At 70.1% G+C, this 22,667-nt stretch carries 23 protein-coding genes and 3 pseudogenes; 19 read left to right on the plus strand and 7 right to left on the minus strand.

The features are described from left to right. Window positions 1-39 precede the first annotated feature (39 nt). Window positions 40-309 carry a sortase domain-containing protein gene (locus AQJ64_RS47685; protein ID WP_055634754.1) on the plus strand — a complete coding sequence of 90 codons (270 nt, stop codon included), beginning with the start codon at window positions 40-42 and terminating at the stop codon, window positions 307-309. A gap of 205 nt (window positions 310-514) precedes the next feature. Here the strand turns inward: AQJ64_RS47685 and AQJ64_RS03655 are convergent, their stop codons facing one another. Together AQJ64_RS03655 and tsaD are read right to left on the minus strand one after the other, a co-directional pair. Further along, entirely contained in the window at window positions 515-1,153 is a 639-nt protein-coding gene (locus AQJ64_RS03655; RefSeq protein ID WP_079061467.1) for a GNAT family N-acetyltransferase, read from the minus strand. Further along, window positions 1,153-2,205 (minus strand): tRNA (adenosine(37)-N6)-threonylcarbamoyltransferase complex transferase subunit TsaD, encoded by a 1,053-nt coding sequence (gene tsaD / locus AQJ64_RS03660; RefSeq protein ID WP_055634713.1) that lies wholly within the window; start codon window positions 2,203-2,205, stop codon window positions 1,153-1,155. Before tsaD ends, AQJ64_RS03655 begins: the two co-directional genes overlap by 1 nt. A gap of 83 nt (window positions 2,206-2,288) precedes the next feature. Here tsaD and AQJ64_RS50495 point away from each other — a divergent pair. After that, a pseudogene (locus tag AQJ64_RS50495) lies at window positions 2,289-2,429 on the plus strand (precorrin-4 C(11)-methyltransferase); the annotation flags it as partial. Then, window positions 2,419-2,871, plus strand: coding sequence for a GNAT family N-acetyltransferase (locus AQJ64_RS03665; RefSeq protein WP_055634712.1), 453 nt, complete (start codon window positions 2,419-2,421; stop codon window positions 2,869-2,871). The pseudogene AQJ64_RS50495 and the gene AQJ64_RS03665, both read left to right, overlap by 11 nt. Here the strand turns inward: AQJ64_RS03665 and AQJ64_RS47690 are convergent. Beyond that, window positions 2,858-3,016: pseudogene (locus AQJ64_RS47690) on the minus strand (cobalt-precorrin-5B (C(1))-methyltransferase); the annotation flags it as partial. The gene AQJ64_RS03665 and the pseudogene AQJ64_RS47690 overlap by 14 nt on opposite strands. 247 nt (window positions 3,017-3,263) lie before the next feature. On the opposite strand from AQJ64_RS47690, the gene nicT reads away from it, so the two are divergent. The 3 genes from nicT (at window position 3,264) to AQJ64_RS03680 (ending at window position 5,914) form a co-directional block, all read left to right on the plus strand. Next, window positions 3,264-4,352, plus strand: a complete 1,089-nt coding sequence (gene nicT, locus AQJ64_RS03670; RefSeq protein ID WP_055634716.1) for a Nickel transporter NicT — start codon at window positions 3,264-3,266, stop codon at window positions 4,350-4,352. A 12-nt stretch (window positions 4,353-4,364) separates the two neighbouring features. Beyond that, window positions 4,365-4,577, plus strand: a complete 213-nt coding sequence (locus AQJ64_RS49540; RefSeq protein WP_055634711.1) for a hypothetical protein — start codon at window positions 4,365-4,367, stop codon at window positions 4,575-4,577. Between the two features lie 221 nt (window positions 4,578-4,798). Continuing rightward, a complete protein-coding gene (locus AQJ64_RS03680; RefSeq protein ID WP_055634710.1) occupies window positions 4,799-5,914 on the plus strand; it encodes a substrate-binding domain-containing protein in 1,116 nt (371 codons plus the stop codon). Here the strand turns inward: AQJ64_RS03680 and AQJ64_RS03685 are convergent. Then, window positions 5,879-6,355, minus strand: a complete 477-nt coding sequence (locus AQJ64_RS03685) for a MarR family winged helix-turn-helix transcriptional regulator (protein ID WP_079061432.1) — start codon at window positions 6,353-6,355, stop codon at window positions 5,879-5,881. The genes AQJ64_RS03680 and AQJ64_RS03685 overlap by 36 nt on opposite strands. Window positions 6,356-6,759: 404 nt before the next feature. Between AQJ64_RS03685 and urtA the strand changes: the two genes are divergently transcribed. From urtA to urtE, 5 genes are all read left to right on the plus strand, one after another. Then, entirely contained in the window at window positions 6,760-8,013 is a 1,254-nt protein-coding gene (gene urtA / locus AQJ64_RS03690) for an urea ABC transporter substrate-binding protein (RefSeq protein WP_055634709.1), read from the plus strand. Between the two features lie 107 nt (window positions 8,014-8,120). Beyond that, window positions 8,121-9,005, plus strand: coding sequence for an urea ABC transporter permease subunit UrtB (urtB, locus tag AQJ64_RS03695; RefSeq protein ID WP_055634708.1), 885 nt, complete (start codon window positions 8,121-8,123; stop codon window positions 9,003-9,005). Continuing rightward, a complete protein-coding gene (urtC, locus tag AQJ64_RS03700) occupies window positions 9,002-10,126 on the plus strand; it encodes an urea ABC transporter permease subunit UrtC (protein ID WP_055634707.1) in 1,125 nt (374 codons plus the stop codon). The genes urtB and urtC overlap by 4 nt, the downstream gene beginning before the upstream one ends. Further along, complete coding sequence (gene urtD, locus AQJ64_RS03705) at window positions 10,123-10,911, plus strand: urea ABC transporter ATP-binding protein UrtD (RefSeq protein ID WP_055634706.1); 789 nt, start codon at window positions 10,123-10,125, stop codon at window positions 10,909-10,911. The genes urtC and urtD overlap by 4 nt, the downstream gene beginning before the upstream one ends. 5 nt (window positions 10,912-10,916) lie before the next feature. Beyond that, entirely contained in the window at window positions 10,917-11,609 is a 693-nt protein-coding gene (gene urtE, locus AQJ64_RS03710; protein WP_055634705.1) for an urea ABC transporter ATP-binding subunit UrtE, read from the plus strand. A gap of 90 nt (window positions 11,610-11,699) precedes the next feature. Here the strand turns inward: urtE and AQJ64_RS03715 are convergent, their stop codons facing one another. Continuing rightward, on the minus strand, window positions 11,700-12,152 hold the full coding sequence (locus AQJ64_RS03715) for a Fur family transcriptional regulator (protein WP_079061433.1): 453 nt from the start codon (window positions 12,150-12,152) through the stop codon (window positions 11,700-11,702). Between the two features lie 199 nt (window positions 12,153-12,351). Here AQJ64_RS03715 and AQJ64_RS03720 point away from each other — a divergent pair, with 199 nt between their 5' ends. The 7 genes from AQJ64_RS03720 to AQJ64_RS03750 all read left to right on the plus strand — a co-directional run bounded on the left by AQJ64_RS03720 (window position 12,352) and on the right by AQJ64_RS03750 (window position 19,437). Continuing rightward, window positions 12,352-12,999, plus strand: a complete 648-nt coding sequence (locus AQJ64_RS03720; RefSeq protein WP_055634704.1) for a superoxide dismutase — start codon at window positions 12,352-12,354, stop codon at window positions 12,997-12,999. A 225-nt stretch (window positions 13,000-13,224) separates the two neighbouring features. Beyond that, window positions 13,225-14,811: an ABC transporter substrate-binding protein gene (locus AQJ64_RS03725; RefSeq protein WP_055634703.1), complete on the plus strand. Its 1,587-nt coding sequence runs from the start codon at window positions 13,225-13,227 to the stop codon at window positions 14,809-14,811. Between the two features lie 20 nt (window positions 14,812-14,831). Next, window positions 14,832-15,800: an ABC transporter permease gene (locus AQJ64_RS03730; protein ID WP_055634702.1), complete on the plus strand. Its 969-nt coding sequence runs from the start codon at window positions 14,832-14,834 to the stop codon at window positions 15,798-15,800. Window positions 15,801-15,805: 5 nt separating this feature from the next. Continuing rightward, window positions 15,806-16,684, plus strand: coding sequence for an ABC transporter permease (locus AQJ64_RS03735; RefSeq protein WP_055634701.1), 879 nt, complete (start codon window positions 15,806-15,808; stop codon window positions 16,682-16,684). Between the two features lie 44 nt (window positions 16,685-16,728). Continuing rightward, the gene (locus AQJ64_RS03740) at window positions 16,729-17,640 is read left to right on the plus strand and encodes an ABC transporter ATP-binding protein (RefSeq protein ID WP_397807898.1); all 912 of its coding nucleotides are present in this window, start codon (window positions 16,729-16,731) and stop codon (window positions 17,638-17,640) included. Beyond that, window positions 17,633-18,295, plus strand: coding sequence for an ABC transporter ATP-binding protein (locus tag AQJ64_RS03745; RefSeq protein ID WP_055634699.1), 663 nt, complete (start codon window positions 17,633-17,635; stop codon window positions 18,293-18,295). The genes AQJ64_RS03740 and AQJ64_RS03745 overlap by 8 nt, the downstream gene beginning before the upstream one ends. A 599-nt stretch (window positions 18,296-18,894) precedes the next feature. Further along, complete coding sequence (locus AQJ64_RS03750) at window positions 18,895-19,437, plus strand: TetR/AcrR family transcriptional regulator (protein WP_055634698.1); 543 nt, start codon at window positions 18,895-18,897, stop codon at window positions 19,435-19,437. Between the two features lie 306 nt (window positions 19,438-19,743). Here AQJ64_RS03750 and AQJ64_RS03755 read toward each other — a convergent pair whose 3' ends face one another. Continuing rightward, on the minus strand, window positions 19,744-20,523 hold the full coding sequence (locus tag AQJ64_RS03755; protein WP_420876537.1) for a transposase: 780 nt from the start codon (window positions 20,521-20,523) through the stop codon (window positions 19,744-19,746). A 17-nt stretch (window positions 20,524-20,540) separates the two neighbouring features. Between AQJ64_RS03755 and AQJ64_RS03760 the strand changes: the two are divergent. Beyond that, window positions 20,541-20,957: pseudogene (locus AQJ64_RS03760) on the plus strand (MurR/RpiR family transcriptional regulator); the annotation flags it as partial. Window positions 20,958-21,006: 49 nt separating this feature from the next. On the opposite strand, the gene hutU reads toward AQJ64_RS03760, so the two are convergent. Beyond that, the gene (gene hutU / locus AQJ64_RS03765; RefSeq protein WP_055634714.1) at window positions 21,007-22,665 is read right to left on the minus strand and encodes a urocanate hydratase; all 1,659 of its coding nucleotides are present in this window, start codon (window positions 22,663-22,665) and stop codon (window positions 21,007-21,009) included. Window positions 22,666-22,667: the final 2 nt, after the last annotated feature.

Here is a 22,667-nt window from a genome sequence, read left to right on the forward strand (position 1 = left end):
TACGAACCCGGACCCACTCGCGGCTCCGAGGGGCCCGCCGTGATCGCCGGACACGTCACCTGGAACGACGCGGACGCGGTCTTCAAGAAGCTGAAGACGGTGAAGGCTGTGGACACGGTTGAGGTGGAACGCGAGGACGGAAGGACCGCCACGTTCACGGTGGAGCGGGTCGAGGAGTACGAGAAGGCCGAGTTCCCGACCCTGGAGGTCTACGAGAACATCGACCAGGCGGGGCTGCGACTGGTCACCTGTGCGCCGAGTTCGATGTTCAACGGCGCTACCAACCCAGCGACACCGCCATGTCCGTGACCTGGACGCGCTCAGTGGCCGACCCATCGTTGCGCCGCACGCGCGCGTGCCGCCCGGAGGGGGCGTTCTGTCCGACGGGCTGGATCTCGATGTCGTGCTCGGCGCGCAGCCGTCGCAGTCTGTGCCTCCCGATCGCGAGGACGTCCTTTCTTCCCCTGCTGCCCGCGCCTGTGAGTGGGCACGGTCCGTGTTCCCCCGATCGGCCTCACAGGGGTTGTGGTGCGAGGGCGCGGGCGGGGTGGCGGGGGCCCAGGAAGACCACGATTCCCTCGCCGTCGGGGGAGGGGTGGGTGGCCTGGGCCCAGCCGCGGCCCCGGTAGAAGGACATCGCCCGCGTCGACCGCACCGAAGTCAGCAGCCAGGAGCGGCCGTCGGGGGCGTCCTCGGTGACCGCGGCCAGCAACTCGCCCGCGAGACCGGTGCCGCGGGCCCCGGGGAGGACGGCGAGTTCGTCGATCTCCCGGGCCCCGCACAGCCATGCGGCGGTGCGCTCGGGACCCAGCCCCGCAGCAGCCTGCGGATAGCAGCGGTCGGTGGGGAAGGGGGCCGGCGTGGTCCAGGCCGTCGCGAAGCCGAGCAGGTCGGATCCGGCGAAGGCGAGCACCGCGATGAAACCGGGGCGCCGCACGTTCACCGGAAGCCGCTCCCCGAACTCGACGGCCTTCTCCTCGTCCTCGTTCCAGGGCGGCGCGCAGAAGGCGTCGGCGTACACGGAGCGCAGGGCAGTGGTGTGGGCGAGCAGGTCGCCGTCTCTGAAGACGCGGACGGCGGGGACGGCGGGGACGGCGGGGACGGCGGGGACGGCGGGAATTGCCGGGCTGACGGGGCTGTCCGGGATGTCCATCAGGCCGCCACCGCCCCGGCCGTCGAGACGGGGTTGAGGGAGGCGCACTCCAGCGGCGCCGACGGGTCGATGGACACGTCCAGCGGCGCCGGCTCCGCCCCGGCGCGGACCAACAGGTCGCCCACGGCGGCGATCATCGCGCCGTTGTCCGTGCACAACTTCAGTGGCGGCACGCGCAGTTCGATCCCGGCCGCCCGGCACCGCTCCTCGGCCAGCCGCCGCACCCGCGAGTTGGCGGCGACCCCGCCGACCACGACCAGCGTCCCTACGCCGTGCTCGGCGCAGGCCGCGACCGCTTTGCGGGTCAGTACGTCGGCCACCGCCTCCTGGAGCGAGGCCGCCCCGTCCGCCACCGGCAGCTCACGGCCCGCGTGACCCTCGGCCCAGCGCGCGGCGGCGGTCTTCAGCCCCGAGAAGGAGAAGTCGTACGACCCCGGCAGCGGGCGGGGGAAGGCGACGGCGCCCGGATCTCCGGCCCGCGCCACCCGGTCGATGGCCGGGCCCCCGGGATACGGCAGCCCGAAGACCCGCGCGACCTTGTCGAAGCACTCCCCAGCGGCGTCGTCGAGGGTGTCGCCGAGGTGGACTATCGGATCCCGGACCATGTCGCGGACGAGGAGGAGCGAGGTGTGGCCGCCGGAGACGATCAGCACCATGCACGGGTCCGGCAGCGGCCCGTGCTCCAGGGTGTCGGCGGCGACGTGCCCCGCGAGGTGGTGGACGCCGTACAGCGGGACCCCCAGGGCGTAGGCGAGGCCCTTCGCCCCCGCCAGGCCCACCTGGAGCGCGCCCGACAGTCCGGGCCCGGTGGTCACGGCGACGGCGCCGATGTCGGACAGCCGTCGCCCGGCCTCCTCCAGCGCCTGCCGGACCACCGGCCGCAGGGCCTGGAGGTGGGCCCGGGAGGCGATCTCGGGCACGACACCGCCGTAACGGGCGTGCTCGTCCATGCTCGACGCCAGCGCGTGGCCGAGCAGCCGCCCGTCCCGGACCAGGCCCGCGCCGGTCTCGTCGCAGGACGACTCGATCCCGAGCACGATCGGTGAGCTCACGCCTCCACCTCTTCCTGCATAGTCAATGTTATTGCGAATAGTGTGCAATAAGCGGGCCGTGTTGTGTACCCGAGCACGGAAACACGCTCGACGAGATCGCCGGGAAGGCGAAGGGGGCCGGGGTCCTGCGGACCGCGGTGATCATGGTGGGGCGGACGCTGGGGGCGGAGAAGTTCCGGGACAGACACCTGTACACGGCGAAGCGGGAGAGGCATGTCTGCTGACACACTGATCAGAAGGGCCGTCGCGGAGGACGCCGACCGGCTCACCGACATGGTCCAGGCGTCCGGTGCCTACCAGGGCGCGTACGCCTCGATCATCTCCGGCTACCGGGTCGGCCCGGACTACCTTGCACGCCACTCGGTGTTCCTCGCCGAGGACCCGGACGGGCGCCTGCTCGGCTTCTACTCACTGATCCTGGAACCGCCGGAGCTGGACCTGGCGTTCGTCGCGGACGATCTCCAGGGCAGGGGCGTCGGGCGGCTCCTCGTGGAGCACGTGCTCGGTCAGGCCCGCGCGGCCGGCCTGACCGGAGTGCGTGTGGTGTCCCATCCGCCGGCGGAGGACTTCTACCGCCGCATGGGCGCCGAGCGCGTGGGGACGGTCGGTCCGGTGCCGCCGAAGGTCACGTGGGAACGCCCGGAGTTGTGGTTCACCGTCCGCTGAGCGGCCCTGCCGCTGTGCTGCGCCCCACCACTGTCCCCGCCCGGTCGATGCGGACCAGGTCGACCGCGACCGGCGCGCCCCGCAGCACGGCGAGGGCCTGGTCCCGTGCCACCGTCCGGGCTGCCTGTGGTCGTGGTCCGGCGGCCCCCGGTGCCCGATGGCGTTCCGGCAGTGGGTGATCCGGAGTCGGCGGCACGGTGGATCAGTGACCTGTGCATTTTCCCGGTCGCTGGCTGAATCCTGACGCGGGCTTTGCCGCATGCAGCTTGTACCTGCAACCAATGCGCAGAAACCTTGAAGGCGCGGCTGAAAACAGCCGCTCGCCGAGAAGTAAGGCCCACGTCCCCATGACCACCGCTCCCGATTCCGTCCGGCAGCGCCTGCGTACCTCCATGACCCGAAAGGAGTGGGCGAGCGTCGGCGGGATGGCCGCCTTCATCCTGGCGCTGCACGTCATCGGCTGGTTCACGCTCGTCGTGATCGTCGCCCCCGAGCACTACAGCCTCGGCACCAAGACCTTCGGCATCGGCATCGGCGTCACCGCCTACACGCTCGGCATGCGGCACGCGTTCGACGCCGACCACATCGCCGCCATCGACAACACCACCCGGAAGCTGATGAGCGAGGGCCAGCGCCCGCTGTCCGTCGGCTTCTGGTTCTCCCTGGGCCACTCGTCGATCGTCTTCGCGCTCGCCTTCCTGCTCTCCCTCGGTGTCAAGGCGCTGGCAGGACCGGTCGAGAACGACGACTCCACCCTCCACAGCGTCACCGGCTGGATCGGGACGACCGTCTCCGGGACCTTCCTCTACGTCATTGCGATCATCAACCTGGTGATCATGGTAGGCATCTGGAAGGTCTTCAAGGAGATGCGCACCGGCCGCTTCGACGAGGCCGCCCTGGAGGAACAGCTGAACAACCGCGGCTTCATGAACCGCATCCTCGGCCGTCTGATGAAGTCGATCACCAAGCCGTGGCAGATGTACCCCCTGGGCCTGCTCTTCGGCCTCGGCTTCGACACCGCGACCGAGATCGCGCTGCTCGTCCTCGCCGGTTCGGGCGCGGCCTCCGGGCTGCCCTGGTACGCGATCCTGTGCCTGCCGATCCTGTTCGCGGCCGGCATGTCGCTTCTGGACACCATCGATGGCTCGTTCATGAACTTTGCCTACGGCTGGGCCTTCTCCAAGCCGGTCCGCAAGGTCTACTACAACCTCACCATCACCGGCCTGTCCGTCGCCGTCGCCCTCATCATCGGCACGGTCGAACTGCTGGGCCTGGTCGCCGAGAAGGCCGACCTGCACGGCCCCTTCTGGGACTGGGTCTCCGGCCTGGATCTCAACATCATCGGTTACGTCATCGTCGGGCTGTTCTTCGCGACCTGGGCCGTGGCCCTGCTTGTGTGGAAGGTCGGCCGGATCGAGGAGAAGTGGACGGCGGGGCTGGCTCAACCCGCCCCGGCGTCGGCCTCGGCTGAGCAGGGCTGAGCGCACGCTCCTGTGTCTCGGGGTACCGGCGAGGGGCCAGGCGATCTCCTCGCCGGCACCCCGCCGTACCGCTCGCGTCTGCGAGGACCCCACCAGCACAACGGTCCGCATGTCGACCTCGGCCGGATCCAGGTTGGCCAGCCGCATGACCCGGACCCGGGCGTGCTGGAGGAGCTGCGGCGGGTCTACCTGGAGGCGGAGGGGGACCTGGAGGGCGGCGAGTGAGGTGGCCTGCTATTGCATATATTTTGCAATAGCTTTTGTATTGCAAGAGGGTGCGGGTTCAGGCGAGACTGTCCTGGGCGCGGGGCGCGTCTCACGACCTCGTCCGTCCTCGGACGCCGCCCCGCGCTCCTCCCGCGCGCGAGCTTGCCGCTATGCCTACGAAACGGTCTCAATCCCAGCCGATCCTTGGGCGCTGACGGCCGTCCGGCCATCATGTCGCCATGCACCGGCCGCTCAGCCTCGCCCCCGAGTGGTTCACGGCCGACGACTCGGCCCTGAACGTCGCTTTCGTGTACCCGATGCAGGGGCCTGCCGGCATCTTCGGTCCGGCCTGCGAGGCGTGCGCGAGGCTGGCGGCCGAGGAGATCAACAGGGCCGGCGGTGTGCTCGGCAAGGAACTCCGGCTGCTGGAGGTCGACGGCGGCGCCGACCCCCAGGAGGTCGCCGAGCACGTCGAGGCCCTGGTGGCGACGGGTGCGGTGCAAGGTGTCACCGGCTGGCACATATCCTCGGTCCGGCAGGCGGTGGCGCCCCGTGTCGCGCACCTGGTGCCGTACGTCTACACGGCCCTGTACGAGGGCGGGGAGCGCACGGACGGTGTCTTCATGACCAGTGAGACCCCCGACTGGCAGCTGCTGCCCGCCATGCGGCTCCTGGCCGACACACGGCGGGTGCGGCGATGGTTCGTCGTCGGCAACAACTACGTCTGGCCGCGGAGCACGGCCCGGGCGGCTCGCCGTTACGCCCGAGCGTGCGGGGGTGGGCGGGTCTGCGGTGAGGCGTACCTCCCGCTGGGCGCCGAGGACTTCCGTGACGTGTTGCGGCGCATCGAGCACGCGGACGCGGACGGCGTGCTGATGCTGCTGGTCGGCAGTGACGCCGTCCGTTTCAACCGGGCCTTCGCCGCCTCCGGCCTCGACCGGCGATGCCTCAGGCTGAGCACGCTCATGGACGAGAACATGCTGATGGCCAGCGGTCCGGAGGCGACGGGTGACCTCTTCAGCACGGCCGGGTTCTTCGCCTCGCTGGCCAACCAGGACACCCTGGACTTCCACGGCCAGTACGCCGACCGCTTCGGCATCGAGGCTCCGGCCCCCGGAAGCCTCGGCGAATCCTGTTACGAGGGCGTGCTGCTGCTCGCGTCACTCATCGAGCGGGCCCGCACCCTGGATGTCTCCGCGATCTCGGCGGCGGCCGAAACCGTCTCCTACGAAGGGCCGCGCGGTCTGCTCCACCTCCGCGACCGGCATGTGCGCCAGCGCATCTACCTGGCGGAGGCGGACGGACTCGACTTCAACGTGCTAGCCCAGCTCCGGGCTCCGCACGACCTCGTGTGACGCCTTCCAGGGGCCGGGAGTGGCCGGGCCTTCCAGGGCCTCGGCCAGCCGCGTGAGCAGTTCTTCGAGCTCCTCGTCCGGGAGTGACTGCTGCAAGTCCCCCCAGTCGGCCCGTACTTCACGCACCAGCATCCGCCATCGCTGCATGCCGCGCGGCGTGAGATGGGCCAGCACCCGCCGCCGGTCCACGGGATCGACGCGGCGGTAGACCCAGTTCTGGTCGACGAGTTGGTCGACCAGCTTGGTGAGGCTCGGGGCCGGCAGGAAGGCGTGGTCGGCGAGGGCGGTCATGTTGTGCCCCTGCCCGTCGGACAGCAGGTCGAGCACCCTCCACGCCTCCACCGAGCAGTCGAACTCGTCCAGCAGCGACTGCACTCGGCGCACGGCGAGACGTTCGGCCCGGGTCAGCAGGTGGAGCAGTTCCTGGGGCTGCCTTGCCATCGTGCTCCTCCGCTCGTGCTGTCGGACGGTGTCCGAGCCTACATGTGATCACCCGGCCCCTGGCAAGGGAGAACCCAGTAAAGCGATCTTTTCCTCAGGAAGCATTAATTTCGGCCCTCAAGGCGCTGTTGAGCGTGCATCTCCATCGGGTGCTCTTTTCCTGTGCCAGCAATATTGCTTCCACTGGAAACCATTCTTCAATTGCCGTGAAACGCACCGGAAACAGTCTCCTCGCAGGCTGTGGTCGCACTTCAGCGACCAGCCCGGACGCCACCCCGGAACGGCTGGGGAACCCGTGCGACAACGCGCCGCCACTTCTGAAGCGTGTACCTCCCATTCCTCCCAGGGCTCTTCCGAGCCCCTCCGCTCATTTCGCTTCGCCCTTCGGGGCAAGGAGGTTGTGCATGTCCGGGCTCAGTATCAGCAGACGCGGTCTTCTGGCCGGCATATCGGCGGCCGGCGCGACCGCCGCGCTCAGTGCCTGCGGCGCCAAGACCGGAAGCGACACCTCGTCCGGCTCCGCGGCCAAGGCCGACACGTCCGGCAGCACGGTCAAGGTCGGTCTGCTCAACTCGCTCTCGGGCACGATGGCCATCAGCGAGGTCACCGTCCACAACTCGCTGCTGCTCGCCATCAAGGAGATCAACGCCTCCGGGGGAGTCCTGGGCAAGAAGCTCAAGCCCATCAGCCAGGACGGCGCCTCTGACTGGCCGACGTTCGCCGAGAAGGCCGAGGCCCTCATCACCGATGACAAGGTCGCGGCCACCTTCGGCTGCTGGACCTCGGCCAGCCGCAAGGCCGTGAAGCCGGTCTTCGAGCGGTACAAGTCGCTGCTCTTCTACCCCGTGCAGTACGAGGGCCTGGAGGAGTCGCCGTACATCTTCTACATCGGCGCCACCACCAACCAGCAGATCGTGCCCGCCCTCGACTACCTGAAGAAGCAGGGCCTCACCAAGCTGTACCTGGTCGGCAGCGACTACGTCTTCCCGCGCACCGCCAACAAGATCATCAAGGCGTACGCGAAGGCCAAGGGCCTGACGGTGGTCGGCGAGGACTACGCGCCGCTCGGCTCCACGGAGTTCAGCACCATCGTCAACAAGGTCAAGGGCGCCGGCGCCGACGCCGTGTTCAACACCCTCAACGGCGACAGCAACGTGGCCTTCTTCAAGGAGTACAAGTCCGCCGGTCTCACGGCCAAGAGCCTGCCCGTGCTCTCCGTCTCCATCGCCGAGGAGGAGGTCAAGAGCATCGGAACGCAGTACCTGGACGGCCAGTTGACCGCCTGGAACTACTACGAGACCACACCGGGCGCCGCGAACAAGAAGTTCGTCGCGGCCTACCAGGCGGCCTACGGCAAGGACAAGCCGACCTCCGACCCGATGGAGGCCGCCTACATCTCCGTCTACCTCTGGAAGGCGATGGTCGAGAAGGCCGGGTCCTTCGACGTCGCCAAGGTGAAGGCCGCCTCCGACGGCATCGTCTTCGACGCCCCGGAAGGCACGGTCACCGTCGACGGCGCCACCCAGCACGTCTACAAGACGGCCCGCATCGGCAAGGTCGGCTCCGACGGCCTGATCGAGGAGGTCTGGAACTCGGGCAAGCCCATCAAGCCGGACCCGTACCTCAAGGGCTACTCCTGGGCCTCCGGCCTGTCCTGAGCCACACCCCACGGGATCGACCCGGCTCCGTCACGGCGCCGGGTCACGCCCATGGCAAGCCTGCGCGACGCAAGCCCGCACGTCCGTACCCGACCCGGAGCCGCTTCATGACGGTCGTCCTCAACCAGTCCTTCACCGGCATCAGCATCGGTGCCGTCCTGCTTCTCATCGCCCTCGGTCTGACCCTCACCTTCGGTCAGATGGGCGTGATCAACATGGCGCACGGCGAGTTCATCATGGCCGGCGCCTACACGACGTACGTCCTGCAGAAGTCCATCAGCAGCGCCGGAGTCTCCCTCCTCGTCGCCCTGCCGCTCGCGTTCCTGGTCGCGGGAGCCATGGGCGCGCTGCTCGAATGGCTCCTCATCCGGCGGCTCTACACACGCCCGCTGGACACCCTGCTGGTCACCTGGGGCGTCTCGTTGATGCTCCAGCAGCTGGCCCGGGACGTCTTCGGCGCCCCCAACGTGCAGACGGCCGCACCCGACATCCTCACCGGCAACATCTCGGCGGGCTCGGTCACCTTCGCCAACAACCGCCTGTTCATCCTCGGCCTCGCACTTCTCTGCGTCCTCGGCCTGACCCTGATCCTGCGGTTCACCCCGCTGGGCCGCAGGATCAGGGCCGTCGTGCAGAACCGCGACCTCGCCGAGGTGTCCGGGATCGCCACCGGACAGGTCGACCGGATCACCTTCTTCATCGGCTCGGGTCTGGCGGGCGTGGCCGGTGTCGCGCTCACCCTGGTCGGCCCGATCGGCCCGACGATGGGCACCAACTACATCGTCGACGCCTTCCTGGTCGTGGTCGTCGGTGGCATCGGACAGCTGAAGGGCGCCGTGATCACGGCGTTCGCGCTGGGCGTGCTCCAGTCCGTCCTCGAGTACTCGACCACCGTCAGTGTCGCCAAGGTCGTGGTGCTGGTGGCGATCGTCGCCTTCCTCCAGTGGCGACCTCAGGGCCTGTACACACTGCGCACCCGGAGCCTGGCATGACGACGACCACGACCACGCCCCCCAGCACCGTGACCCCGCCCTCCACGCCCCTGCTGAACCGCTTCCGCGTGCCCGCGGGCTTCGCCCTCGGTGCCGTGCTCCTGCTCGGCATCGCCCCGGTCGCCCTCTCCGACTTCCGCCTCTCCCTCCTCGCGAAGTACCTGTGCTACGCGATCGTGGCCGTCGGGGTCAGCCTGGCCTGGGGCCGCGGCGGGCTCATGGTGCTCGGCCAGGGTGTCTTCTTAGGCCTGGGCGGCTACGCCATGGCCATGCACCTCAAGCTCACCGACGCCGCCGCCAACGGCGAGAAGCTGCCGGACTTCATGCAGCTGTACGGCAGCGGCGACGCACTGCCCTGGTGGTGGAAGCCCTTCGCCAACCCGGGCTTCGCGCTCGCCATGACGGTGCTGCTGCCCATGGCCGTCGCCGCGGTGCTCGGCTTCCTCGTCTTCCGGCGCAGGGTGAAGGGCGCCTACTTCGCGATCCTCAGCCAGGCACTGGCCGCCGCCCTCTCCATCTGGCTGGTCGGCCAGCAGGCGACCACGGGTGGCACCAACGGACTCACCGACATCCAGGGCTTCTTCGGCTACTCGCTGGACGACCCGGTCAACCAGCGGATGGTGTACTTCGTCATCGCCGCCGTACTGCTCCTGCTGATGGCCCTCGCCCGCCAGCTGTTCGTCAGCCGTTACGGCGAACTCCTCGTCGCCGTGAGGGACTCCGAGGAGCGGGTGCGCTTCCTCGGCTACAACCCGGCGAACATCAAGCTTGTCGCGTACGTCGTCGCGGCCGGCATGGCGGGCCTCGCGGGCGCCCTGTTCGTCCCGGCCGTCGGGATCATCTCCCCGGCCCTGATCGGCATCGTGCCCTCGATCGGCTTCGTCATCGGCGCGGCGGTCGGCGGGCGGGCGTCCCTGGTGGGAGCGGTGCTCGGCGCGGTCGCCGTGGCCTGGGCGCAGAGCACCCTGTCCGACGAGTTCCCCGCCGCGTGGACCTACCTCCAGGGACTGCTGTTCGTGCTCGCGGTCGGCTTCCTGCCCGGCGGCCTGGCATCCCTGGGCGTCGTCCTGCGCAGACGCCGCACCCGTACCGGTACTCCTGCGACTGGAGAGACAGCATGAGCGGCGAGGGACTGACCGTCCGCGACCTCCGGGTGACGTTCGACGGGTTCACCGCCGTCGACGGCGTCGACCTCGACATCCGCCCCGGCGACCTGCGCTTCCTCATCGGCCCGAACGGCGCCGGCAAGACCACTCTGGTCGACGCGGTCACCGGCCTGGTGAAGGCCACCGGATCCGTCCGCTTCGGCGGCCAGGACCTGCTGGGCAAGCCCGTGCAGAAGATCGCCCGCCTGGGCATCGGCCGTACGTTCCAGACGGCCAGCATCTTCGAGGAACTGACCGTCCTGCAGAACCTCGACATCGCGGCGGGCGCGGGGCGGGGCGTGTGGACGATGCTGCGGCGCCGCAAGGACATCCCCGAACCGGTCGCGAGGGCACTGGAGACCACCGGTCTGACCGAGCTGCGCGACCGCCCCGCGGGCGTTCTCGCCCACGGGCAGAAGCAGTGGCTGGAGATCGGCATGCTGCTCGTCCAGGACGTGAAGCTGCTGCTGCTCGACGAGCCGGTGGCCGGCATGAGCCACGAGGAACGCGACGCCACCGGCGAGCTGTTGCGGCGGGTGAGCGAGGACCACACGGTCGTCGTCATCGAGCACGACATGGACTTCATGCGCTCCTTCGCCCGCAGCGTCAGCGTCCTGCACGCCGGCAAGGTGCTCAGCGAGGGCACGGTCGCCGAGGTGCAGGCCGACGCCAAGGTCCAGGAGGTCTACCTGGGACGCGCCTCCGAACCCGAACCCGAAGCGACGCCCACCACACCCGTCGCCGTCACCGAGGAGGCCTGAGACCCATGCTGGAGATCAGTTCCGTACAGGCCGGCTACGACCGCACCACCGTGCTGCACGGTGTGACGGTCTCGGTCCCGAAGGACGCGGTCGCCACCGTCCTCGGCCACAACGGCGCCGGGAAGAGCACCCTCCTGCGGGTCGCCATGGGCCTGCTCAAGCCCAAGAAGGGCGCGGTCCTGCTGGGCGGCGAGGACATCACCCGCCTCGCCCCGCACCAGCGGGTGGCCCGCGGCATGGCGTACGTCCCCCAGGGCCAGCAGTCCTTCCCGCATCTGACGACCGCCGAGAACCTCCGGCTCGTCGCCGACGGACGTCCCGACGGCAAGGAGGCGACCGCAGAGGCCCTGGACCTCTTCCCCGTCCTGCGTGAACTGTCCGGCCGCCGCGCCGGCCTGCTCTCCGGCGGGCAGCGGCAGCAACTCGCCATCGCCCGCGCCCTGATCACCCGGCCGAGGCTGCTGCTGCTCGACGAACCGACCGAGGGCATCCAGCCGTCCGTCGTCGCCGAGATCGAGGAGACGATCCTCGCCCTGACCCGGCGCGGCGGCCTCTCGGTCCTGCTCGTGGAGCAGCATGTCGGCTTCGCCATGCGGGCCGCGCAGCAGTACTACGTCCTGGAAGCGGGCCGGGTGACGTCCTCGGGCGAGGGCGGCACGGGCGCCGAGCCGACGGTGCGTGCCGCGCTCAGCGTGTGAACCCCGGCGGGTGTTCGTGCGGCCCCCGACAGTGAGAACCCGATCGCCGTCGAGGGCCGTCCGCGCGGTCGCCGCCGTGCCGCGGGGGACTCAGCCGCTGCAACGAGCGCATCGGCCGGAAACCAGGAACGAACCCGACGAGTCGGGTCGCAGACCCGTCAGCTCCTCGATCCTCGCCGCCGCCTCGACCAGGTGCTCACCGGAGAGCGCGGCCACCGCACCGCATCGCTGGCACACCGTGTGATGGTGGGGGTCCCCGGTGGCGCCGTAGCGCGTCGGGCCTGGCCCGTGCACCGCGTGGGTCACGCCGACGGCTGTGAGGGTCTCCAAGGTGCGGTAGACCGTGGCGGGATGGATGGCCTCGCCGGCGCGGGTCAGTTCCTCCCAGGTCTCGGTGATGGACAGATGGCGCCCGGAGACCATGAGCAGGGTCAGGACCCGCAGCCGCCCCGGAGTGCACCGCAGCCCCTGCTGTCGCAGCCGAACGCGCGGTTCGTCGGGGGTCGCCGTACCGTCACGCTCGCTCTGCGTGGCCACGCTCACGGTGCTGCTTCTCTCGGGCCGATATGCCACCAGAATCCCCCACAAAGGTTATTGCGAGCGTCTCGCAACAGCAAAAGTCGTCCCATGAGGCCGTTCGACCCGCCCCGAGTCCTAGGACCAACGCCTGATCGGCAGTTAGAGTTCCTGCTGCTAGCGTGCAACTGCACATGAGTGGCAATAATGTCGGAGGACATTGGACATGGCGGTCTACACGCTCCCGGAGCTTCCCTACGACTACTCGGCGCTCGCGCCGGTGATCAGCCCGGAGATCATCGAACTGCACCACGACAAGCACCACGCGGCCTACGTCAAGGGCGCCAACGACACGCTGGAGCAGCTGGCGGAGGCACGCGACAAGGAGACGTGGGGCTCGATCAACGGCCTGGAGAAGAACCTGGCCTTCCATCTCTCCGGGCACATCCTGCACTCCATCTACTGGCAGAACATGACCGGCCCGAAGGACGGCGGCGGCGAGCCCCTGGCGGCCGACGGCGTGGGCGACCTCGCCGACGCGATCACCGAGTCCTTCGGCTCCTTCGCGGGCTTCAAGGCCCAGCTGACGAAGGCCGCCGCGACCACGCAGGGTTCGGGCTGGGGTGTCCTGGCCTACGAGCCGCTCAGCGGGCGCCTTGTGGTGGAGCAGGTCTACGACCACCAGGGCAACGTCGGCCAGGGCTCGACCCCGGTCCTCGTGTTCGACGCCTGGGAGCACGCGTTCTACCTCCAGTACAAGAACCAGAAGGTCGACTTCATCGACGCCATGTGGGCCGTCGTCAACTGGCAGGACGTGGCGAAGCGTTACGCGGCCGCCAAGGAGCGCGGCGACAGCCTGCTGCTGCGCCCGTGACGACGTAGCCGCGCCGGCGGCACAGACGTCCTGCTCGTGATCGTCTTCTCAACCTTCACTTGCAGGCGGTAGGACGAAGGGCTCCCGCGGGGACGTGACTCGGGGGAGCCCTTCTGCCGTGCCACCCGGACGCGTTCGCCCCGCTCGCTCCCCATGCCCCCTTACCAGCCCCCCTAGTTGCAATTAATATGCAACAACTTGTTCTCAGCAGTAAGGGTGGGGCTCATGACGACCCGATGGATACGTGGGGCCGCCGTCGTCGCGGCGATGGCCGGCGGGGTCACCGCGTGCTCGGCACCCGGTGGGGAGGCCGGTGCCGACGGGGCCGCCGACACGGTGGTGATCGGTGTGGCCTCGGAACCGGACACGCTCAGCCCCCTGCTGGGCTACGGCAAGGACGGCAACTCCAAGATCTTCGACGGCCTGCTCGCCCGGGACGCCGAGCTGAAGCTCAGGCCCGCACTGGCGCAGGCGCTCCCCGAAGTCGGCCGCGACGGCCTCACCTACACCTACACCCTGCGCGACGGCGTCGAGTTCAGCGACGGCGAGCCCCTGACCTCCGCCGACGTGGTCTACACGTACGAGACGATCCTCGACGCGAAGACCAACAACACCTCCCGCAGCGAACTCGACGCCGTCAAGGACGTGAAGGCGGACGGCGACGACAAGGTCGTCTTCACCCTCAAGTACCCCTACGCACCCTTCGCCGGGCGCACGGTCCTGCCCATCGTCCCCGAGCACGTGGCCGGCGCACAGGACCCCAACACCGGCTCCTTCAACGCCAAGCCCGTCGGCACCGGTCCGTACGTCCTCTCCGCCTGGCGCAAGGGCGAGAAGCTCACCTTCAAGGCCAACCCGCACTACTGGGGCGGTGTGCCGAAGGTCAAGACGGTCACCATGGCGATCATCGAGGACGACGACGTCCGCGCCACCCGGCTGCGCTCCGGCGACCTGGACGGAGCCGTCCTGCCGCCGAACCTCGCCGCCGCCTTCAAGAGCGACAGCGACAAGAAGACGTACGACGCCAAGTCCTACGACTTCCGCACGGTCACGCTCCCGCAGGAGAACAAGGTCACCGCCGACCGCGCGATCCGCCAGGCCCTCGACGCGGCCGTGGACCGGAAGGCCATGGTCGACAAGATCCTCGACGGCGCCGGCCGGGCGGCCTACGGCCCGCTGCCCGTCGACGACCCGTGGTTCGCCCAGGGCATCGAGCGCAACCAGGACCTCGCCAGGGCCAGGCGGATCCTCGACCAGGCGGGGTGGAAGACCGGAACAGGCGGCATCCGTGCCAAGGGCGGCCAGAAGGCGGCCTTCACCCTCCTCTACCCCTCCGGCGACAAGGTCCGCCAGGACCACGCCCTCGCCTACGCCTCCGACGCCAAGAAAGCCGGCATCGACGTCAAGGTCGAGAGCGCCACCTGGGAGGTCATCGAGCCGCGCATGAAGGACGACGCGGTCCTCGCCGGCGGCGGCAGTACCGGAGACCCCGACTTCGGCCTCTACACCCTGCTGCACTCCTCCCTCGCCGGCGACGGCTTCAACAACATGGCCCGCTATGACGACTCAGTGGTGGACGCGGCCCTCGACACCGGCCGCCGCAGCCAGGACCCGGGCGCACGGAAGCAGGCGTACGACAGCCTCCAGCGCGAACTCGTGAAGAACCCCGGCTACACCTTCCTCACCCACATCGACCACGTCTACGTCCTCGCCGACCGCTGGACCGGCCTGACCACCCAACTGGAGCCGCACGAGCACGGCTTCGCCAGCGGCCCCTGGTGGAACCTCGAGGACTGGCAGCCCAAGCCGTGAGCCCACTGCCCTGGCGTGACATGGCGCGACTGGCAGGGCGGCGCGCGCTGTTCGCCGCCCCGGTCCTGCTCGTCGTCACCTTCGGCATGTTCGCGATCGCCGCCGCCTCCCCCTTCGACCCGGTGCGGGCCTACGCCGGGACCGCGGCCCTCGGCGCCGACCAGGACACCCTGGACCGCCTGCGCGCCAACCTCGGTGTGGACCGGCCGTTCGCCGCGCGCTGGTGGGACTGGCTGACCTCCGCGCTCACCGGCGACTTCGGCCAGTCCAGCGTCATGCGCCAGCCGGTGGCCGAGGTGATCGGTGAACGCCTCGTGTGGTCGGCGTTGTTGTGCGCGGTCGCATTCGCAGCGGCCGTTCTGGGCGGCACCCTGCTCGGGGTGCTGGCCGCACGCCGGCAGGGTGGATGGCTCGACCGTACGGTCACCTCGCTCGCCTACACCCTCTCGGCCGCCCCGGTGTTTTGGACCGCCCTGCTCGTGATCTGGCTGTTCGCCCTCGAGCTGGACCTCCTCCCGGCGGGCGGCCTGACCGACACCGCCAGCGAACAGGTCACCCCGGGCCAGGTGACGAGCCACCTCGTGCTGCCCGCCGGGGTCCTCGCCGTCTCCCAACTCCCGTGGTTCACCCTGTACGTCCGCCAGGGCGTCGCCGATGCCCTGGCCGAGGATCCGGTACGGGGCGCCCGGGCGCGGGGGCTGAGCGAGCGCACGGTGCTGGTGGGCCACGCCCTGCGCTCTGGGCTGCTCCCTGTCCTCACCCTGATCGGCTCCCGCGTCCCCGAACTCATCACCGGCGCCCTGCTGGTGGAGAGCGTCTTCAGCTGGCCGGGCATCGCCGCGGCCACGGTGGAGGCCGCCACCGCCGTCGACTTCCCGCTCCTGGCCGCCCTGACCGCGCTCGCGACGCTCGCCGTCCTGCTGGGAAACCTGCTCGCGGACCTGCTGTACGGACTCTTCGACCCGAGGGTGAAGCTCAGTGAAATGTGACTCCCATGGCTGAGACGGCAGTCGAGCCGAGGTGGCGGTCGTACGGCACCCGCCGCCGCTCTACCCGGACGGTCCGGGTGCGCACCTCCGTCGCCCTGGTCGCCGTGACCGTCCTCGCGGTACTGCTGGTCCCGCCGCTGATCCAACTCGACCAGCAGGCAGTGGACTTGGCACTGAAACTCCAACCGCCTTCCTGGGCACACCCGTTCGGGACGGACGACGTCGGCCGGGACCTGCTGCTGCGCTGTGTCTACGGCCTGCGGGTGTCCCTCTTCGTCGGAGTCGTGGCGGCACTGACGGCGACCGTGATCGGCACGGCCGTCGGAGCCACGGCCGGGGCGCTGGGCGGCTGGTTCGACCGGGGCGTCATGCGGCTGGTCGACACCTTCTCCTCCGTCCCGCACCTGCTTCTCGGCATCTTCATCGTCGCCCTGTTCCGCCCAGGTGTCTGGCCGGTCGTGGTCTCGGTCGGGCTCACCCACTGGCTGTCCACCGCCCGGATCGTCCGCGCCGAGGTCCTGTCATTGCGCTCACGCCCGTACATCGACGCGGCGGTCTCCGGAGGCGCCTCCAGGTGGCGGGTGGCGGTACGACACCTGCTGCCCGCTGTGCTGCCGCAGGCCGCGCTCGCCGCCGTACTGATGGTGCCGCACGCGATGTGGCACGAGTCCGCGCTGTCCTTCCTCGGACTGGGCCTGCCCAGCCACATGGCCAGCCTCGGCAACCTCATCCAGACCGCCCGCGGTTCGCTGCTCGCGGGCCAGTGGTGGCCGACGCTCTTCCCGGGCCTGTTCCTCGTCGTCCCGACTCTCGCGATCGCCGGGCTCGCCGGGGCGTGGCGGGAGCGGATCAACCCCCGCCGCCGATCGGAGCTGATGCTGTGACCTCTGTCGTGTTGTCCGTCAGGGGCCTGTCGGTGCGCTTCCTCATGCCGGGTGGGCGCCGGATCGCCGCTGTCACCGACGCGCACTTCGACGTGACGGCGGGGGAGTGCCTGGCCCTGATCGGCGAGAGCGGCTGCGGCAAGTCGGTACTGGCCTCCGCGCTCCTGGGCCTGCTCCCCGCCAACGCCCAGACGGCGGGCGAGGCCCATCTGGCCGACCTCGACCTGCTCGCGGCCGACGAACGCACCCTGGCCCGCACGGTACGGGGCCGCCGTATCGGACTGATCCCGCAGAGCCCGGCGGCCCACCTGACCCCCGTCCGTACGATCCGCTCCCAACTGGAGGAAACGGTCGCCGCGTTGAGGGGCGTCCAAGGCCGAAAGGCTCTGCGTGCCGCCGCCGAGGAGGCTGCCGAACGCGCCGCGTTCCCTGCCGACCACCTCGACCGCCACCCCCACGAACTCTCCGGCGGCCTCGCCCAACGGGCCGCCACCGCCCTCGCCCTCGTCGGCGACGCGCCCCTGTTGCTCGCCGACGAACCCACCACCGGACTCGACCGCGACCTCGTGGACCACACGGTCGACGAACTGCGCCGTCACGTCGACACCGCCGACCGCGCCCTACTGATGATCACCCACGACCTGGCGGCGGCCGAGCGCATCGCCGACCGGGTGGCCGTCATGTACGCGGGCCGCATCGTCGAACTCACCGACGCGGCAGCCTTCTTCGGGGAGACCGGCCCTCGCCACCCGTACAGCCGCGGCCTCCTGGCGGCCCTGCCCGACCGCGCCTTCACCCCCATCCCCGGCATGCCCCCCGAACTCGGCGCCCTCCCCGACGGCTGCGCCTTCGCCGCCCGCTGCGACCGGACCACCGCGGCCTGCACCGCCGTACCGCACCTGACGGACGCGGTCGCCTGCCACCACCCGCATGTCCCGGAGGGCATCCGTGCTTGAACTGCGCGCCATCACCGCCGGATACGACCGCAGGACTCCGGTGGTCCGTGACGTCTCCCTGAGCGTGGAGCCCGGCGAGGCCGTCGGCCTCCTCGGCCCCAGTGGCTGCGGCAAGTCCACCCTCGCCCGCGTCGCGGCCCTGCTGCACCGCCCCGACTCCGGAACCGTGCTCCTGGACGGAGAGCCGGTGCACCGCTGGCGCCACCGCGCCCCGCGCGCCCACCGCACCGCCTTCGGCGTGGTCTTCCAACAACCCAGGCTCTCCGTCGACCCGCGACTGCGCCTCACCGACCTGATGGCCGAGCCGCTGCGCGCGACGGGCCGCAGGAACGAAATACCCGATCGAGTGGCGGAGTTGGCCACCGCCGTCGGCCTGACCCCCGACCTGCTGACCCGCCGCCCCCACGAGGTCAGCGACGGCCAGCTCCAACGCGCCTGCCTGGCCCGCGCCCTCGTCCTGCGCCCCCGCTGGCTGATCTGCGACGAGATCACCGCCATGCTCGACGCCTCCACCAGCGCCGCACTGGTGGCGGCAGTCGAGGACTACCGAGCGGAGACCGGCGCCGGTCTCCTCGCGGTCGGCCACGACCACGCGCTCCTGAACCGCTGGTGCGGTCGGTTGGTCCGCTGGGACGACCTGGGTCCGGCGGCGTGAGCATCGCGGCTGTCTGCTGGAGGGGCATGTGCGTCGACCCGCCTGCTGGTCGGGATGCCGACAGCCGACGTGCCACGAACCTGTGCCACCGCCCCGCGCGTGGGCCGGTGGCGGGCATTCTGCCTGGCGAGGCCCTCGGCGCGGGCACCCGTGTGTCCGCCCTTCCGCGCCGACGGGCCTCCATCTGCTCGCCAGGCCGATGCCGCCGCCCAGTGCGGCGATGGGGCTCCGCCTTGCGCAGAGGGTGGAGCCTCTCTGCGTTGGTAGGGAAATCCGCTGCGGGCGAGTCCGAAGCGCACTCCCGAACTGGGGCGATCGCCTCGGAAGCTCGTTGAGCTTGTCCTTCAAGGCCGCGTTCTGGACGCAGGTTGGACACAAGGATCGGAAAAGACTGACAAGGGCGGGGAAGGACTGAGGCGCCAAACCGCTTCTGACCTGTGAAAACGGCCAAGATGAGCAATGATCGACAAGGGTCGTCAAGATCCTCAAAGGACTCATAATCCGTCGGCCGTGGGTTCGAGTCCCACCCGCCCCACTGTGCGCTACGCGGGGAGAAGCCTTCTGACCTGCGAGCACTGCGGGCAGATGCCGAGCGCAGTGTGCGCGCGATTCTGGAGGCGGCCGAGCAGGTCTTCGCCCAGGACGCCGGCGCCTCCATGGAACAGGTCGCCGAGGCGGCGGGACTGACCAGGATCACCGTTCACCGCCGCTTCGCGAACCGGCAGGCCCTCCTGGAGGCGCTCGCCGTCTCCGCCAAGCAGCAGCTCATCGACGCCATCAAGGAAGCCCGGCCGGACGCCGCTCCCGCACTCGTGGCGCTGCACCGAGTGACGGCGAACGTCCTACGGGTCAAGAACACCTGGCGCTTCACCCTCAGCCACGCCAACGCTCACACCCCCGCCGCAGCCGCCCTCTGGGACGAGATCAACACCCACACCGTCGATCTCATGAACCGGGCGCAGCGCGAGGGGCTACTCGCCCCCCACGCAGACCTGGAGTGGACGCGGCAGGTGTACTACGCCCTCCTCAGCGAAGCCATCAACAGGCCCGGCGCGGAGCAGGACCCTGCCGCGCAGGACCCGGACGCACTGGCCACGCTCGTCATCGACACCCTCCTGCACGGCGCAGGACCACGCGGCTGAGCCGCAACTGCTCGGCAGGCGCCGGAGCCACCGATCGGCTGCCGTCGCCAAACATGTCAGCGCCACTCACGCCTGGTGGCAATGCTCGGCCTTGACGGCCACGCGGACGCAATGTGGGAGCACCTCGGCCCTGCTCCCCGCATCGCAAGGTTTGGGCCCCTGCGTACGGCAGGGCCACCTGCAGCCACGGCCGCTGGAGGTCCGTCCCGAGGTTGGGTGGGAGCTGCTGTGCGATGGAAGGGGAATCCGCTGCGGGCAGGGTCGAAATCCCCCTCCGAGCTGGCGCGATCGCATGTTGGCCCCGTGTCATTTTTGCCGTGCGACGGAGACGGGTGGCCGCCATCGGCGGTACTCGTCCGGCCAGAGGGTGTCGGTGGCGGCCTGGGCCCGGGCGGCGGCCAGCAGTTCGCACTGGGGGTGGACGTTGAGGGTGCGTCCGGTCCGGGAGGTGGTGCAGCGTTCCCGCAGGGGGCAGCCGGTGCAGACGCGCTTGAACTGAGCGCCGGGGACCTCGCGGATCACCCGGCGGATCGCGGAGACGCTCTGGGTGACGGTGTCCTGGGTGGCCACCGCGTCATCGAGCACCGTGGAGTCCAAAGCGCGCCGCTGCCTGCCCTTGAGCACACCGGCCGCGGCCACGACTTCCTTCACCTTGGTGAAGATCCGCGTCGGATCGGCCGAGTGGCGAAGTCGGCGCCGGACGTACGTCAGCAGCGACGGGGCGAACGCAGTGTCGTACAGCCCGAGCCCGCAAGCGGCCTTCCACCGCAGGTCACACCGCAGTTCCTGGACCGTCTCGAAGTCCGACAGACCCTGCAGGCTCTGCAGCACCACCGTCGCGGCCAGCACCTGCGGCGGCAGACTCGGCCGCCCGTTCGCCGACGGATACATGTCCGCGAACATCCCCGGCGGGAACAGCACCTCACGGTGCTCGGCCAGGAACGCGAACACACTCCCCACCGGGATCAACTCCCGGCAGGTCTCCCACACATCCGGCCCGACCAACTCCTCGGCCCACTCACCCTGCATGCCCACAAGACCGGCCCCGACCCTGCCGGGCCGGGCCGGGGCCAGAACCCGCAACATTTTCAGTGATCTTCTAGGCGTACGGCTTCGCCTGCTTCGCCGCCAAGGTCCATCCGGACGTACGGCTGCTCAACGAGGGCGGCACGATGATCCACGACCGGATCGACGCGGCCGTCCGCGCGGGCGCCTCCACGCTGCTGTGCTTCGCGCTGCCCTGGCATCCCCGCGAGGTCGTGGACACGCTGACGTACGCGAAGGAGGCCGGACTGACCGCCGTCAGGGTCACCGACTCCGCGTTCGCGGCGGTCGCCAAGGTGTCCGACCTGCTGCTGCCGGCCGCCGTCGGCACCGGGCTCGCCTTCGACACCGCCTGCGCGCCGATGCTGCTGGGCCGGGTGCTGCTGGAGGCGATCTGCGACGACCTGCCGGACGCGCAGGCCCGGCTGGAGCAGTTCGACGCGGGGGAGGCGGCGCGCGGGCTGTTCGTGGAGTGAGCGGCGGTGACCTCGGCGCGTTCTGGGAGAGCGATGCGCGTTCCGGGGATCAGACGCCTTCGCGCATGGGCACCCGGACGCCCCGCTCGTCGGCGACCGTCTCCGCGATGTCGTAGCCGGCGTCGACGTGGCGGATGACGCCCATGCCGGGGTCGTTGGTCAGCACGCGGCGCAGCTTCTCGCCGGCGAGTACGGTGCCGTCGGCGACGCAGACCTGGCCGGCGTGGATGGAGCGTCCCATGCCGACGCCGCCGCCGTGGTGGAGGGAGACCCAGGACGCGCCGGAGGCCACGTTGACCATGGCGTTGAGCAGCGGCCAGTCGGCGATCGCGTCGGAGCCGTCGAGCATGGCCTCGGTCTCGCGGTACGGGGAGGCGACGGAGCCCGAGTCGAGGTGGTCGCGGCCGATGGCGAGCGGGGCGGCCAGCTCACCACTGGCGACCATGTCGTTGAACCGCTCGCCGGCCTTGTCCCGCTCGCCGTAGCCGAGCCAGCAGATCCGGGCGGGCAGGCCCTGGAAGTGGACGCGCTCGCCGGCCATCTTGATCCAGCGGTGCAGGGATTCGTTCTCCGGGAAGAGCTCCAGGATCGCCTTGTCGGTCTTGTGGATGTCGGAGGCCTCACCGGACAGGGCGGCCCAGCGGAAGGGCCCCTTGCCCTCGCTGAACAGCGGGCGGATGTACGCGGGCACGAAGCCGGGGAAGGCGAACGCCCGCTCGTATCCGGCGAGTTGGGCCTCGCCGCGGATGGAGTTGCCGTAGTCGAAGACCTCGGCGCCGGCGTCCATGAAGCCGACCATCGCCTCGACGTGCTTGGCCATGGACTCACGGGCGCGGGTGGTGAAGCCCGCCGGGTCCTTGGCCGCGGCGTCGGCCATGTCGTCGAAGTCGACGCCGATGGGGAGGTAGGCGAGGGGGTCGTGGGCCGAGGTCTGGTCGGTCACGATGTCGATGGGGGCGCCCTCGGCGAGCATCTGCGGGAGCAGTTCGGCCGCGTTGCCGAGCAGGCCGATCGACAGAGGCCGGCGGGCGTCCCGGGCCTCCACCGCCAGCTGCAGGGCGTGCTGCAGCGAGTCCGCGCGCACGTCGAGGTAGCGGTGCTCGATACGGCGCTCGATGGCGCGCGGGTCGACGTCGATACAGATCGCGACGCCGTCGTTCATGGTCACGGCGAGGGGCTGCGCGCCGCCCATGCCGCCGAGGCCGGCCGTCAGCGTGATCGTGCCCGCGAGGGTGCCGCCGAACTTCTTCGCGGCGACGGCGGAGAAGGTCTCGTAGGTGCCCTGGAGGATGCCCTGCGTACCGATATAGATCCAGGAACCGGCGGTCATCTGCCCGTACATGGTCAGGCCCAGGGCCTCCAGGCGGCGGAACTCCTCCCAGTTGGCCCAGTCGCCGACCAGGTTGGAGTTGGCGATCAGGACCCGCGGGGCCCACTCGTGGGTCTGCATCACCCCCACCGGACGGCCGGACTGCACCAGCATCGTCTCGTCCTGCCTCAGCCCCTGGAGCGTGCGGACCATCGCGTCGAACGACCGCCAGTCCCGCGCCGCCTTTCCCGTTCCGCCGTACACGACGAGCTTGTCGGGGTGCTCGGCGACTTCCGGATCCAGGTTGTTCTGCAGCATCCGCAGCGCCGCCTCCTGCTGCCAGCCCTGCGCGCTGAGCGAGCTCCCGCGGGGAGCGCGCACGGTCCTCGGTCCAGAAATTC

This window comes from Streptomyces griseoruber, from assembly GCF_001514205.1.
Classification (GTDB): Bacteria; Actinomycetota; Actinomycetes; order Streptomycetales; family Streptomycetaceae; genus Streptomyces; species Streptomyces griseoruber.

What these genes read in the sequence shown, in the direction of transcription:
- AQJ64_RS03680 (WP_055634710.1), top strand. Translation starts at nt 4,799, where the DNA reads ATGCACCGGCCGCTCAGCCTCGCCCCCGAGTGGTTCACGGCCGACGAC.
- AQJ64_RS03665 (WP_055634712.1), top strand. Translation starts at nt 2,419, where the DNA reads ATGTCTGCTGACACACTGATCAGAAGGGCCGTCGCGGAGGACGCCGAC.
- AQJ64_RS03735 (WP_055634701.1), top strand. Translation starts at nt 15,806, where the DNA reads ATGGCTGAGACGGCAGTCGAGCCGAGGTGGCGGTCGTACGGCACCCGC.
- AQJ64_RS03730 (WP_055634702.1), top strand. Translation starts at nt 14,832, where the DNA reads ATGGCGCGACTGGCAGGGCGGCGCGCGCTGTTCGCCGCCCCGGTCCTG.
- AQJ64_RS03755 (WP_420876537.1), bottom strand. Translation starts at nt 20,523, where the DNA reads ATGTTGCGGGTTCTGGCCCCGGCCCGGCCCGGCAGGGTCGGGGCCGGT.
- urtB (WP_055634708.1), top strand. Translation starts at nt 8,121, where the DNA reads ATGACGGTCGTCCTCAACCAGTCCTTCACCGGCATCAGCATCGGTGCC.
- urtC (WP_055634707.1), top strand. Translation starts at nt 9,002, where the DNA reads ATGACGACGACCACGACCACGCCCCCCAGCACCGTGACCCCGCCCTCC.
- AQJ64_RS03720 (WP_055634704.1), top strand. Translation starts at nt 12,352, where the DNA reads ATGGCGGTCTACACGCTCCCGGAGCTTCCCTACGACTACTCGGCGCTC.
- urtD (WP_055634706.1), top strand. Translation starts at nt 10,123, where the DNA reads ATGAGCGGCGAGGGACTGACCGTCCGCGACCTCCGGGTGACGTTCGAC.
- nicT (WP_055634716.1), top strand. Translation starts at nt 3,264, where the DNA reads ATGACCCGAAAGGAGTGGGCGAGCGTCGGCGGGATGGCCGCCTTCATC.
- AQJ64_RS03725 (WP_055634703.1), top strand. Translation starts at nt 13,225, where the DNA reads ATGACGACCCGATGGATACGTGGGGCCGCCGTCGTCGCGGCGATGGCC.
- AQJ64_RS03655 (WP_079061467.1), bottom strand. Translation starts at nt 1,153, where the DNA reads ATGGACATCCCGGACAGCCCCGTCAGCCCGGCAATTCCCGCCGTCCCC.
- AQJ64_RS03685 (WP_079061432.1), bottom strand. Translation starts at nt 6,355, where the DNA reads ATGGCAAGGCAGCCCCAGGAACTGCTCCACCTGCTGACCCGGGCCGAA.
- urtE (WP_055634705.1), top strand. Translation starts at nt 10,917, where the DNA reads ATGCTGGAGATCAGTTCCGTACAGGCCGGCTACGACCGCACCACCGTG.
- AQJ64_RS03740 (WP_397807898.1), top strand. Translation starts at nt 16,729, where the DNA reads ATGCCGGGTGGGCGCCGGATCGCCGCTGTCACCGACGCGCACTTCGAC.
- urtA (WP_055634709.1), top strand. Translation starts at nt 6,760, where the DNA reads ATGTCCGGGCTCAGTATCAGCAGACGCGGTCTTCTGGCCGGCATATCG.